The 12,387-nt window shown below is 38.0% G+C and carries 13 protein-coding genes; 9 read left to right on the top strand and 4 right to left on the bottom strand.

Annotated features, from left to right (window positions below; all coding sequences use genetic code 11):
* The first annotated feature begins 470 nt into the window (after positions 1-470).
* From E8M05_RS06535 to fni, 9 genes are all read left to right on the top strand, one after another.
* Positions 471-1,475: a uroporphyrinogen decarboxylase family protein gene (locus E8M05_RS06535; protein ID WP_181965709.1), complete on the top strand. Its 1,005-nt coding sequence runs from the start codon at positions 471-473 to the stop codon at positions 1,473-1,475.
* 26 nt (positions 1,476-1,501) lie between these two features.
* Positions 1,502-2,380 carry a transporter substrate-binding domain-containing protein gene (locus tag E8M05_RS06530; RefSeq protein WP_136596448.1) on the top strand — a complete coding sequence of 293 codons (879 nt, stop codon included), beginning with the start codon at positions 1,502-1,504 and terminating at the stop codon, positions 2,378-2,380.
* A 9-nt stretch (positions 2,381-2,389) separates the two neighbouring features.
* Positions 2,390-3,082, top strand: coding sequence for an amino acid ABC transporter permease (locus E8M05_RS06525; RefSeq protein WP_003065219.1), 693 nt, complete (start codon positions 2,390-2,392; stop codon positions 3,080-3,082).
* A gap of 9 nt (positions 3,083-3,091) precedes the next feature.
* Positions 3,092-3,772 carry an amino acid ABC transporter permease gene (locus E8M05_RS06520; protein ID WP_136596447.1) on the top strand — a complete coding sequence of 227 codons (681 nt, stop codon included), beginning with the start codon at positions 3,092-3,094 and terminating at the stop codon, positions 3,770-3,772.
* 20 nt (positions 3,773-3,792) lie between these two features.
* Entirely contained in the window at positions 3,793-4,551 is a 759-nt protein-coding gene (locus E8M05_RS06515) for an amino acid ABC transporter ATP-binding protein (RefSeq protein WP_009854375.1), read from the top strand.
* 122 nt (positions 4,552-4,673) lie between these two features.
* Positions 4,674-5,552, top strand: coding sequence for a mevalonate kinase (mvk, locus tag E8M05_RS06510; protein WP_003065213.1), 879 nt, complete (start codon positions 4,674-4,676; stop codon positions 5,550-5,552).
* Positions 5,534-6,484, top strand: a complete 951-nt coding sequence (mvaD, locus tag E8M05_RS06505) for a diphosphomevalonate decarboxylase (protein WP_136596446.1) — start codon at positions 5,534-5,536, stop codon at positions 6,482-6,484. Before mvk ends, mvaD begins: the two co-directional genes overlap by 19 nt.
* The gene (locus E8M05_RS06500; protein WP_058692212.1) at positions 6,471-7,478 is read left to right on the top strand and encodes a phosphomevalonate kinase; all 1,008 of its coding nucleotides are present in this window, start codon (positions 6,471-6,473) and stop codon (positions 7,476-7,478) included. The genes mvaD and E8M05_RS06500 overlap by 14 nt, the downstream gene beginning before the upstream one ends.
* Positions 7,479-7,519: 41 nt before the next feature.
* A complete protein-coding gene (gene fni, locus E8M05_RS06495) occupies positions 7,520-8,518 on the top strand; it encodes a type 2 isopentenyl-diphosphate Delta-isomerase (protein WP_136596445.1) in 999 nt (332 codons plus the stop codon).
* Positions 8,519-8,557: 39 nt separating this feature from the next.
* Here fni and trhA read toward each other — a convergent pair whose 3' ends face one another.
* The 4 genes from trhA to E8M05_RS06475 all read right to left on the bottom strand — a co-directional run bounded on the left by trhA (position 8,558) and on the right by E8M05_RS06475 (position 12,260).
* Positions 8,558-9,214: a PAQR family membrane homeostasis protein TrhA gene (trhA, locus tag E8M05_RS06490; protein ID WP_003065204.1), complete on the bottom strand. Its 657-nt coding sequence runs from the start codon at positions 9,212-9,214 to the stop codon at positions 8,558-8,560.
* On the bottom strand, positions 9,204-9,647 hold the full coding sequence (locus tag E8M05_RS06485; RefSeq protein ID WP_058692214.1) for a DUF1836 domain-containing protein: 444 nt from the start codon (positions 9,645-9,647) through the stop codon (positions 9,204-9,206). The genes trhA and E8M05_RS06485 overlap by 11 nt, the downstream gene beginning before the upstream one ends.
* A gap of 176 nt (positions 9,648-9,823) precedes the next feature.
* Entirely contained in the window at positions 9,824-11,107 is a 1,284-nt protein-coding gene (locus tag E8M05_RS06480) for a hydroxymethylglutaryl-CoA reductase, degradative (protein ID WP_136596444.1), read from the bottom strand.
* Positions 11,082-12,260, bottom strand: coding sequence for a hydroxymethylglutaryl-CoA synthase (locus tag E8M05_RS06475; protein WP_069788934.1), 1,179 nt, complete (start codon positions 12,258-12,260; stop codon positions 11,082-11,084). Before E8M05_RS06475 ends, E8M05_RS06480 begins: the two co-directional genes overlap by 26 nt.
* Positions 12,261-12,387 lie beyond the last annotated feature (127 nt).

Genomic DNA, 12,387 nt, shown 5'->3' with positions numbered 1-12,387 from the left:
GTATAACCTGTCATTAGTTTTCTAGATTATAAGCAGATTTTATGGATAATAATAAAAAATTTAGATTATACGAATGAAAAGAGACGTGGTAAGATAGGATTACTAAAAATCTTGAAGGAAGACGTGTCTATGATAGTAACCGAAAAGCAGTTAAGAAACATTTCAATAGTAACACTAATCATTTTTATCTTATCTCTTCTTATTTTTTGAAAATATCTCCTTTTAACCCATTGATTTCTGATTACCAGAGATCTGAAATCACGAAAGAAGATTTACAGTATCTTAATTGCTTAAAAAGTTTGACACATTTGCCTTGAAGATAAAAAGTCAGTCGAGAGAATATCTTGACTGGCTTTTTCTTTGGTTTTTGCTATAAGCAAATCTTATGGCTATTCATAAAAAATATAGATTTTTCAAGTATAAAAATGCATGATAGTATAATTGTCATACCAAAAGCAAAGGAGAAACAGATTATGACAACAAAGAGAGAATGGGTTTTAAAAGCATTTAAAAATGAAAAAGTCGACAAAGTTCCTGTCGGATTTTGGTATCATTTCACAACGGATGATGAAAGAGGCGACGGTTTTAATCCTGAGATTTTCAATAAAAATATCGCAGGACATAAAAAATTCGTTTCAGACGTCAATCCAGATTTTGTCAAGGTGATGAGTGATGGCTTCTTCACTTATCCTAATGAACAAATTCATCAAGGTGTCACTTCTATCAAAGAATTAGAAGGAATTGTCTCTATCGGTGAAAATCATCCTTGGATTACACAACAAGTTGAATTAGCCAAAAAAATACGTGAAGATTTCCCAGAAGATATTGCTTCTTTCTATAATATTTTTGCTCCTGTGACTTATTTGAAGTGGCAATTGGCAGGAAAAGGTGGCAATGGTGATGAAATCATTGAAAACTTTATCAAGGAAGATGCTGAGTTGACTAAAGAAGTTTTGGACGTGGTTGCTGGCGACATTGGCATCCTAACAAAACGTTTAATTAAAGAAGCAGGAGTTGACGGTATTTACCTCAGCGTTCAAAATTTGCAAGATTCACGTTCAAGCAAAGAAGAATACAACCAAGTGATTAAACCAGGTGAGCTTCACATTTTGAATCGTGCGATTTCTGCTGGTGGTACGAATATTCTTCACATCTGTGGTTATGAAGGCGCAACAAATGACATTATGTATTACACAGATTATCCCGCAGATGTCATTAACTGGGCAGTTGAATTGGAAGGTGTCAGCTTATCAGAAGGACGTCAATTGTTCGGTGGCAAAACAGTTCTTGGTGGCTTTGAAAATACTGAAAAAGGTTTATTATACCTTGGCAGTAAAGAAGCTATTCAAGGAAAAGTCAAAGAATTGCTTGATGAAGCAGGACGTCAAGGCGTTGTGATTGGAGCAGATTGTACCGTACCAAGTGATATTTCGTCAAAACGTATTGATTGGGTGAAAGAAGCAGTTGCTTTATGAGTTTTTAGGAAAAGGAGTGGATGTATATGAGTAAGAAAAAATGGATTGTTGCTGGTGGAATTGTTGTAGCGCTTGTTGCAGCGACAGTAATTGGACGTCAATTAACAGGTAAGACGACCGCAAGTGCTCAAAGCTCATCTGGCGATTCAGACAAGGTGACTATCCTTCAAGTCGCTCATACACAAAACTATGTGCCATACGATTATGTCGATGAAAATGGTGAAAGTGACGGATTTGAAGTTGCTGTTTTGAAAGCCGTTGATAAAAAATTGAAAAATTATAAATTCGAATACACAGGAACAAGTGACGAAGATTTGCTGATTGGTCTTGAATCTGGAAAATACGATATTGGTGTCAAAGGTGCATGGTACACTGCTGAACGTGCTGAAAAATTTGTGATTCCAGACGAAGCCATTGGTGCTAGTGTGATTGGCTTTGCCATTCGTAAAGAAGATGAATCAAAATACACAGATATCGATTCATTTGCTAATAGCGGTGGTAAACTCGTTCCAATTTCACCACAAAATGCTCAATATAATGTGATTCAAGAGTACAATAAAACAGCTAAAAATCCGATTGAATTGATAGAATCAGAAAGTTTCTCTGTTGCGGATGCCTATGCTTGGGTTCTTGAAGGACGTTACGATGCTTATTTCTCAATCAAGTTGTCATTTGAAGAAGCTGTTCAAGACGAAGATGGTGCTTATCATCAATATGCTGACCAATTAACATGGTTCCCATATAAAGGCATTGAAACTTATCCATTGATTCATAAAAATGCTACTAATGAAGCCTTTGCCGAAGAATATGATAAAGCTATTAAAGAGTTGAAAGAGGACGGTACAATCGCAAAACTTTCTGAAAAATACTTTGGAGAAGATGTCTTTAGTTACGTCACAGACTAGGAGATGCCTATGGTTTCTTATGAACCGTCTCGTGTGATAACATTTCTTCCGGAAATTTTATCAGCTTTACCTCTGACTTTATGGGTTTTAGTATTGACCATTTTATTTGGAAGCCTGTTAGGACTGTTTTTGGCTTGGTCACAGTTGTCAGGTGAAAAAAGCTTACCCTCTTTTGCAAGAGGATATGTCTTTATTTTAAGATGTACGCCCCCTATTGTGCTTATCTTTTTGGTTTTTTATGGTTTACCTCGTTTTTTAGAATGGTGGTTAGGCATCGATGTCAATGGTTGGTCTCGTTCAGTGTTTGTTATTTTAGCGATGACATTGTTGTTTGCAGCTAGTATCTCAGAAGTTTTTAAATCCTCTTATCAAGCACTTCCTAAAGGTCAATTAGAAGCAGGGCTTAGTATTGGTTTAACAGATTATCAGACATTTGTCAGAATCCTTTTGCCACAGGCGTTTCGGATTGCACTCCCCAATATCACGACAGCGATTATTAATCTATTAAAAGACATTGCTTTAGCCTATACGATTGGTCTAGTTGATTTAATGGGTGCTGGAAATTTGGTTATTTCACGAAATCTGGGCAATTATTCGCTTGAAACCTATACAGCGGTTGCCATTATTTACTGGGTTTTAGCGTTAATTTTAGCTGTTGGAACACATTTCATTGAAAATGAGTTAGACACGACACGAGGTTAAGGAGGGATTATGGATTTTTCTTACATTTTAGAAACATTTGTCAAAACTCTTTCTGGGATTCCAGTAACCTTGGGAATTATGGTTATTTCCATTCTTTTGAGTTTCTTTCCAGCTCTTTTTCTAGCTTTAGGGCGGATTTATAAGGTGAAAGGTGTTACGGGATTTTCAGTTATTTATCTCGCCTTTATTCGTTCGACTCCAGCTATTTTACTGATTTTATTTTTTTATAGTCTTTTTCCAAGTTTGATTAACCAGCTATTGAAAGCCACAGGTTTTAATATTTTTGACATTAATCCTATTTATTACGCTTACATTATTTTTGGGCTTATGACTACTGGAAGCCTATCTGAGATTATCCGCTCTGCCATTTTAACGGTTGATAAAGGACAGTTAGAAGCTGCACAGGCGCTTGGGCTTTCGACCAGTCAAGCTTATATTAGAATAGTTTTTCCGCAAGCTATTCGTCAGGTGCTACCAAATCTTTGCAACTTGGTGATTAATCTCGTCAAGGGGACCTCTCTTGTTTTTGTGATGACGGTGAAAGATATCACAGCGATTGCTAAGATTGAAGCTGCTTATGGTTACCATTATTTTGAATCCTATTTTGTTATTTTCATTATTTATATTATGATTTGTGGACTTATTCAATACGGTTTTAAATTTTTAGAAAAACGTGCTCAAATTGTTTGAGGTCAAGTTAGGAGTTTTCTATGTTATCAGTTAAAAATATCGAAAAATCATTTGGAGATAAAAAAGTTTTAGACGGGATTAGTTTGACAGTCAATCAAGGTGATGTTGTTGTCATCTTGGGACCTTCGGGTTCAGGAAAAACAACTTTCTTGCGGTCTCTTAATTATCTTGAAAAAGCTGATGCTGGGGAGTTGATACTAGATGGCAAGACCTACGATTTGGCAAAAATCAGTCGCAAGGATGTCCTTGAAATTCGCAAAAAAACAGCCTTTGTTTTCCAAAATTATAATTTATTTGCTAACAAAACGGCTATTGAAAATATTTTGGAAGGATTAGTCATTGCTCGCAAGATTCCAAAAGAAGAAGCTATCCCAATTGCTGAAAATGCGCTGAAAAAAGTTGGGCTTTTAGAGAAAAAAGACTACTATCCTAGTCAATTGTCTGGTGGGCAACAGCAACGGATTGGAATTGCGCGTGCTATCGCTGTGAAACCTGATGTCATTTTATTTGACGAGCCGACATCTGCTCTTGACCCAGAATTGATTGGAGATGTTCTTGATGTCATGAAAGAATTAGCCCAAGAAGGGGTCACTATGGTAGTCGTCACTCACGAAATGAGCTTTGCGCGTGATGTGGCAACACATGTCATCTTTATGGAAGGCGGACACATTATCGAAGAAGGCGACCCAAAAGAATTCTTCAGCAAACCAAAAGAAGAACGCACCAAACAATTCTTAACCCGCATCATCCCAGAACTCAATATAGACCCAGTGATTTAAACCAGTCCTTGACTGGTTTTTCTATTTTTTTATGATAAGGGCTAACATTTTCCAGTAAAAGTCGCTTTTTTTGTGGAACAATGATAAAATGGAGTATAAACTAAAAATTGTAAGAGAAGAGCATGACTAAGAAAATTGGCGTCGGTAAGGCGCATAGTAAGATTATTTGGATGGGTGAACATTCCGTTGTTTATGGTTATCCTGCCATTGCGATTCCGCTTCAAGGAATTAAGGTTGAATGTCATATTTATCCAGCTGAAGAAAAGATTCACTTTGATTTTTATGATACGTTATCAACTGCCGTTTATGCGGCGTTAGAGTACCTAAATCACACAGATGTTTCCATTACCTATGCGATTCGTTCTGAAATTCCACAAAAACGTGGCATGGGGTCATCAGCAGCGGTTTCTATCGCAGCTATCCGTGCTGTTTTTGATTATTTTGAGCAAAGCATTGATATGAATACTCTGGAAATTTTGGTGAATAAAGCAGAGATTATTGCACATTCAAATCCAAGTGGGCTTGATGCCAAGACTTGTTTGAGTGATAAAGCCATTACTTTTATTCGTAACATCGGTTTTAGTACCCTTGATTTAGATTTGGATGCTTATTTGGTTATTGCAGATACAGGAATTTATGGTAATACGCGTGAAGCTGTTGAGAAGGTTGCACAGGCAGAAGAGGCCAATTTACCACATCTAGCAGCCCTTGGCGACTTAACCGAAATTGTTCAAAAAGCTATTCAAGACAAAGATATTCAAAAAATTGGTCACATGATGACCAAAGCACACGCTCATTTACAAGCTATTGGTGTCAGCATTGACGTTTCCGACCAACTGGTTAAGCTTTCTTTGGGAAATGGTGCCCTTGGAGCCAAGATGAGTGGCGGCGGACTTGGAGGCTGTATTATTGCCCTTGCAAGTACCAAAGCTGACGCAGAAAAAATAAGTAACGCATTAAAAGAAGGAGGAGCGGTTCAAACGTGGATCGAAAAATTGTAACGGTAAAATCATATGCCAACATTGCTATTATCAAATACTGGGGGAAAGCTGATGCTGTCAAGATGATTCCAGCAACTAGCAGTATTTCTTTGACTCTGGAAAATATGTTTACCACAACAACTGTTTCTTTTTTACCACAATCGGTTGGTCATGATGAATTTTACATCAATGGTGTCTTGCAAGATGAAAAAGAACACGCAAAAATTTCTGCCATTATCGACCAATACCGTGGTGGACGTTCCGAATTTGTCAAAGTTGAAACTAGCAATAACATGCCAACCGCTGCAGGTTTATCATCAAGTTCAAGTGGACTTTCAGCGCTTGTAAAGGCTTGTAATGAACTTTTCGAAACTGGCTTAAATCAATCAGAGTTGGCACAAAAAGCCAAATTTGCTTCAGGCTCATCATCACGTTCATTCTTTGGACCGATTGCTGCGTGGGATAAAGACAGCGGAGATATTTATCCAGTGCAAACCAATCTCAAATTAGCAATGATTATGCTTGTTTTAAGCGATAGCAAGAAACCAATTTCTAGTCGTGAAGGCATGAAACGCTGTGCTGAAACGTCAACAACTTTTGCGGATTGGGTTAAACAATCTGAGCAAGATTATAAGGATATGCTTGCTTATTTGGAAGCCAATGATTTTGAAAAAGTTGGAGAATTGACAGAACGCAATGCACTTGCCATGCACGATACTAATACACACGCTAATCCACCATTCAATTATTTGACAAATGAGACCTATACAGCTATGGATTTTGTTAAATCGTTGCGCGCTCAAGGTGAAAAATGCTATTTCACAATGGATGCAGGTCCAAATGTTAAAGTTCTTTGTTTGGAAGAAGATTTAGAGCGCTTAACAAAACGTTTTGAAGAAAACTATCGTGTGATTGCATCACGTACTAAGGTGTTACCAGATGAAAACGATTAGTGTGCAGACAGGTGGAAAGCTCTATATTGCAGGCGAATATGCCATACTAACCCCTGGGCAAACTGCTATTTTGAAAAATATTCCCATTCCTATGACAGCGATAGTCAAAGAAGCCGAAAAAATTTCCCTTTTTTCAGATATGTTTGACTACGCTACTGATATGACAGCGGATAAGAATTATGCGCTCATTCAGCAAACCATTGTCACTCTGGCTACTTACCTTGACAAATCTTTGCATGATTTACCAGCATTTAAACTCGATATTACTGGAAAGTTAGAGCGTGACGGTAAGAAATTTGGCATTGGGTCAAGTGGTTCAGTGACGGTGTTAACGCTCAAAGCCTTGTCCGCATTTTATGAGCTAAAGTTATCAGCGGATACCATTTTCAAGCTTGCTTCCTATACGCTTTTAAAACTGGGGGACAATGGTTCTATGGGCGACATAGCTTGTATTGCTTACGATGATTTGGTGGCTTTCACCTCTTTTGACCGTCAAAAAGTGTCAACGTGGATTGCAACAGAAGACATCAAAACTGTACTTGCTAAAGACTGGGGCTATCGTATCGAAATCATCAAACCTGCGTTACTATGTGACTTCTTGGTAGGCTGGACAAAACAACCGTCCATTTCAAAAGATATGATTAATTTAGTCAAATCGGCCATTACAAGAGCATTTCTTGAGGATACAGAAAGAAATGTTCAAATCTGTAAGCAAGCCCTTCAAACAGGTGATAAGATGGCTGTTAAGGCAAGCCTGCAAAAAGTTAGTGATTTGTTGCTCGGTTTAAGCTCAGCTATTTACAACGACAAGTTAAAGGCGTTGAAATCTGCTGAAAAAGGTTTAGATGTCATTGCAAAATCATCTGGCTCAGGCGGAGGCGACTGTGGTATTGCAATATCATTCTCAGAAAGCGACAGCCACGAACTCGCCCAACGTTGGCAGAAAGCTGGTATTGAAATACTATATCAAGAAAGATTAAGTGATGAAAGATAAATTAAGTTTAGTCAGACCAATTTGGATTGAGGTAACCAAGAATGATTAATCGCAAAGATGAACACATTAAGTACGCTTTAAAATATCAATCTCCTTATAATTCTTTTGACGATATGGAGTTGATTCATCATTCTCTTCCTGATTATGATTTAAGTGAGATTGATTTGCACACCCATTTTGCGGAGCGTGATTTTGAGTTTCCTTTTTATATCAATGCCATGACGGGCGGTTCAGAAAAAGGCAGAGCTGTTAATCAAAAATTGGCTCAAATTGCACAATCAACAGGGCTTGTTATGGTTACAGGCTCCTACAGTGCTGCGCTGAAAAATCCTCATGATGATTCTTATCCTAGCAAAGAAGAATTTCCAGAGTTGCTGCTAGCGACTAATATCGGAATTGACAAACCTTATGAATTAGGGTTACAAACCATTCACGAAATGCAGCCCATTTTTCTCCAAATTCATGTCAATCTGATGCAGGAGCTTTTAATGCCAGAAGGTGAACGTGAGTTTCGCCAATGGAAAGAAAATCTCGCCGATTATGCCACAAAAATGCCAGCTCCTGTCATTCTTAAAGAAGTCGGCTTTGGCATGGATTTAAAAACAATTGAAATGGCTCACAAGTTAGGTATTAAAACTGTTGATATTTCAGGACGTGGTGGCACAAGTTTTGCCTATATTGAAAATCAACGAGGGCATAATCGTTCTTATCTCGATGAGTGGGGACAAAGCACGGTTCAAACGCTGTTGAATGCTCAGCCGATGATTGATAAGATTGAAATCTTGGCATCTGGCGGCGTTCGTCATCCTTTGGATATTGTAAAATGCTTGGTTTTAGGAGCAAAAGCGGTAGGATTATCGCGAGCAATCCTAGAACTTGTCGAAAAATATTCTGTTGAAGAAGTCATCACAATCATTAATGGCTGGAAAGACGACTTGCGCCTCATCATGTGTGCTCTGAATTGCAAAACAATTGCCGAACTTAGACAGGTAGATTATCTCCTATACGGAAAATTAAACGAAGCAAACCAAAAACGCTGATTCTTTTGAATCAACGTTTTTTATATATTACTAAATTTATCACAACATGTAATAAACAATGGCAATGTAATGTAGCACTGAAGCTAGTAAAATGAAGAGATGCCAAATCATGTGGTCGTAAGGACGTTTTCTAGCGTAGAAGATTGCTCCGATAGTATATGAAAGACCACCAGCAAGCATTAGTAGCCAGAAAGCAACACCAGTTTTGCTAACAATGCTTGGAATAATGAAAATCACTAGCCAGCCCATAAGCAAGTAGAGAAAGAGTGAGAATCTTTCATTAATCTTCTTGGCAAAAATTTTATATAAAATACCAAAAATAGTTGCGCCCCATTGCAAGATAATAATAACATATCCGAGCCAGCCACCTACTAAAGAGAGAGCGACAGGAGTGTAAGAACCTGCAATAGCAATGTAAATCATACTGTGGTCGATAATCCGCAAAATGAATTTCTGTGGTGAATCATATTGCATAGAATGATAAATTGTCGATGATAGAAACATCAAGAAAAGGCTAATATCAAAGATAGACATGCCGACAGCTGCTTCTATACCATAATGTTGATAACTATAAATGGCAGTGATAGGAAGCAGGACAAGCATTGCCACAGCTCCAACAGCGTGAGTGACACTATTTGCGACTTCTTCGCCGAATGAAAGACGTTTACTTAATTTCATAGTCATGCTAGCATTCATCTTTTTCTCCTTCTAATTCTTGAACTAATTGGTGAGTTTGGTAATACAGCTGCAATGTTTGACAAGCTGAAACGACAACAGGAGGTAAGTCGTCTATCTTTTCACCATTCATGCAAGCAACAAAATCATCATAACGTTTTTGTGATTGGTTGTCCGCTGTTAAAATCGCCAATGTTTGGCTAATTTCTTGAATGGAAAAGACGTTTTTTAAACTTGTAATGACAATTAATCGTGCCACCTGCTTACGACTGTATTTTTTCTTAATCGGCTTTTCGAGATGCCCATGTTTAACATAATTGTTAATCATAGAAGCCGTTAATCCTTTTTCGTTTTGATGATTGGCTTCGCCGATTTGGTTGACATACAGCAGTACCTGATCTAAATATAAATCTATATCTGGTAATTCAGACCATTTTGGATAAGATATTGTCATAAAGTTTTATTTACCTCTTTATCTAGTATCGATAACTAGATTATATAATCTCTAAAAAATATTGTCAAGAAAAAAACTTCATTTTGGAGAAATAATGTCAAAAAAATCAGAAAACTTAATCTTTTTCGTTCATTTACAGTTATAAAAAAGCGTCCGGGAGGTTCCAGACGCTTTGTCTATTTCAGATTTTTTAGAATTGTTTTGGCAGTTTCTAAATTCATATGTGGTGCTTGCAAGAGTTGTTGAACCACTTTGCCAACTTCGTTTTCAGTGGCACCAGCAAGAAGTGCTAATGATTTGGCTTGCAATTTCATGTGTCCTGCCTGAATACCAGTAGAAGTCAAGGCTTTCACGGCAGCGAAATTTTGTGCTAGCCCAACAGAAACAATGATTTTTGCAAGTGTTTGTGCATCTGGATGCCCTAATAGTTCGTGAACGATTTTAACGGTTGGGTTAAGTCCGATAGAACCACCGCGTGTTGCGATTGGCATTGGGAGCGTTAATTGACCGCGAAGTACTTGTTGCTCTTTATCAAATGACCAAGTTGCTAAACCACGGTATTGTCCGTCTTTGCAAGCATAGGCGTTAGCGCCTGCTTCGATAGCTCGCCAGTCATTTCCAGTTGCCAAGACAACGGCATCTATACCATTAAAAATCCCTTTATTATGTGTGGTAGCACGATAAACATCAACTTGAGCAAGTTTGCTTGCCAGTTGGAATTTACTTGCTAATGCTTGGGCTTCTGTTTTGTTGCGGCTGAGGTAGCGAAGGTCAACTTGACATTCGGTGGTAACCAGCGCCTGCGTTGCATAGTTTGAAAGAATTGCCATTAGACTTTTTCCGCCAGAAAGTTCTTCCAAACTAGGCACTAAAGCCTCCATCATGGTGTTGACCATATTGGCTCCCATAGCTTCTTGTGTATCAACCGTCAAGTAAACAATCAGAAACTCATCTTTTTCTTCCACAGTCAATTCTCTAGCGCCGCCACCACGTTTTACGATAGAAGGGTGAGCTTCATTGGCTAAGGTCAATAGCTGCGCAGAATGATTCAAGATAGTTTCTTTTGCGATAGCTTTGTCTACCACATCATAAAGGGCAACTTGACCAATCATTTTTCGAGAATGAACTTTGGTCTTAAAACCACCTGAACGTTTGATGATTTTAGCTGCAAAACTAGCCGCCGCCACCACTGAAGGTTCTTCAGTTACCATTGGAACGTTGAAAGTAGCACCATCAACCTGAAAATCAGGAGCAACTGAAAACGGCAAAGAGAAAGTTCCCAAAACATTCTCTGTTAGCTGATTGGCTGTTTCAAGCGATAGCAAGGTATTTTCTTTTAAGTCATTAAGCGTTTCAGTGCTTAAAAGACGATTATTTTCCAAATGTTCAAGACGTTCAGTTATTGCTTTTTTGGAGAATCCACTCCAGTTAACTTTAGTCGATTTCGTTTGTTTTTCCATAAATTCTTTCGTGTCCACGAATTTCTTTGAGGGCAAATGTTCCAGTTTTGTAATTTGCAAAAGAAGCATTACCGTCAGCATCTAAAACAGGTTCTTCAAAGAAGATTCTTTCGTAATCTTCAACAGAAAGAGCAATACGTTGTTTGAGTTCTTGAAGTCGGCTATTTTTAAGTTTGTCTTTGAAACCTTCAACCAATGTTCCAGTGAAAATTTCAGCAACTGCGCCACTTCCATAGCTGAAGAAAGCGATATTGTCACCGCCTACCAAGTTTTCACTATTTTCAAGAAGTGAAAGGAGTCCAAGGAAGAGTGAACCAGTGTATATATTTCCGACTTGTTTACTATAAAGGATAGAACTTTCAAAGTTAGCTTTAAGTTTTCCTTGCAAATCAGCTGGCAATGTTTTATCCATAATTTTATTAAAGCCTTTAAGGGCTAATTTTGGAAATGGTAAGTGGAAACAGAAAGCTGAAAAATCAGAAAGTGATGTATTAAAGCGTTTTTGAAATTCTGCCCATGTCGTTTTCAACATATCAAGGTATTGTTTGGTTGAATAAATACCATTGACGTAAGGCGTTGTTGAATAATTAGGACGCCAGAAGTCCATAATGTCGCGTGTTTGAGCAACGAAATTATCATTTAAGAGTAAAATTTGTGGGTCTTGTGAGATAAGCATGGCAATGCTACCAGCACCTTGCGTTGGTTCCCCTGAAGTGTGGGCTCCGTAACGAGCAATGTCAGAAGCAATAACGAGGACTTTTGATTCTGGGTGTTTTTCAACGTGTAAGCGAGCGTAATCAAGCGCTGCTGTCGCACTGTAACAAGCTTCTTTCATCTCGATACTACGTGCAAAAGGTTGAATTCCCAAAAGGTTGTGAATACAAGTTGCTGCCGCTTTACTTTGGTCAACAGATGATTCTGTCGCAACGATAACCATATCAATGGCTTCTTTGTCATCATTAGTAAGAATGCTGTCAGCAGCAGAAGCACCAAGAGTTACAATGTCATCATTGACAGGTGCAATACTAAGCGTTCTTAACAGCAAACCTTTGCTGTACTTTTCAGGGTCAACTTGACGACTTTCAGCTAAATCATCCATGTTTAGCATATATTGTGATGTCGCAAACCCGATTTTATCAATACCGATTTTCATGAATAAACCTTTCTGAATGATTGAACTCACCTGATACTACAATGTTTACGAGTACCTGCCTAGCTAACTCATAATGAGCTCAAATGTCTTATGGCATATTGAGTTCGTGATTATTATTAATTGAGTG

Source organism: Streptococcus pasteurianus, from assembly GCF_004843545.1.
GTDB lineage: Bacteria > Bacillota > Bacilli > Lactobacillales > Streptococcaceae > Streptococcus > Streptococcus pasteurianus.
Note: the sequence above shows the minus strand (reverse complement) of the source record. Positions and strands in the feature narration are given on the sequence as shown.

Excerpts from the sequence above, each read along its gene's own strand:
- E8M05_RS06530 (WP_136596448.1), top strand. The coding sequence starts at position 1,502 with ATGAGTAAGAAAAAATGGATTGTTGCTGGTGGAATTGTTGTAGCGCTT.
- E8M05_RS06525 (WP_003065219.1), top strand. The coding sequence starts at position 2,390 with ATGGTTTCTTATGAACCGTCTCGTGTGATAACATTTCTTCCGGAAATT.
- E8M05_RS06520 (WP_136596447.1), top strand. The coding sequence starts at position 3,092 with ATGGATTTTTCTTACATTTTAGAAACATTTGTCAAAACTCTTTCTGGG.
- E8M05_RS06515 (WP_009854375.1), top strand. The coding sequence starts at position 3,793 with ATGTTATCAGTTAAAAATATCGAAAAATCATTTGGAGATAAAAAAGTT.
- mvk (WP_003065213.1), top strand. The coding sequence starts at position 4,674 with ATGACTAAGAAAATTGGCGTCGGTAAGGCGCATAGTAAGATTATTTGG.
- E8M05_RS06500 (WP_058692212.1), top strand. The coding sequence starts at position 6,471 with ATGAAAACGATTAGTGTGCAGACAGGTGGAAAGCTCTATATTGCAGGC.
- fni (WP_136596445.1), top strand. The coding sequence starts at position 7,520 with ATGATTAATCGCAAAGATGAACACATTAAGTACGCTTTAAAATATCAA.
- trhA (WP_003065204.1), bottom strand. The coding sequence starts at position 9,214 with ATGAATGCTAGCATGACTATGAAATTAAGTAAACGTCTTTCATTCGGC.
- E8M05_RS06485 (WP_058692214.1), bottom strand. The coding sequence starts at position 9,647 with ATGACAATATCTTATCCAAAATGGTCTGAATTACCAGATATAGATTTA.
- E8M05_RS06480 (WP_136596444.1), bottom strand. The coding sequence starts at position 11,107 with ATGGAAAAACAAACGAAATCGACTAAAGTTAACTGGAGTGGATTCTCC.
- E8M05_RS06475 (WP_069788934.1), bottom strand. The coding sequence starts at position 12,260 with ATGAAAATCGGTATTGATAAAATCGGGTTTGCGACATCACAATATATG.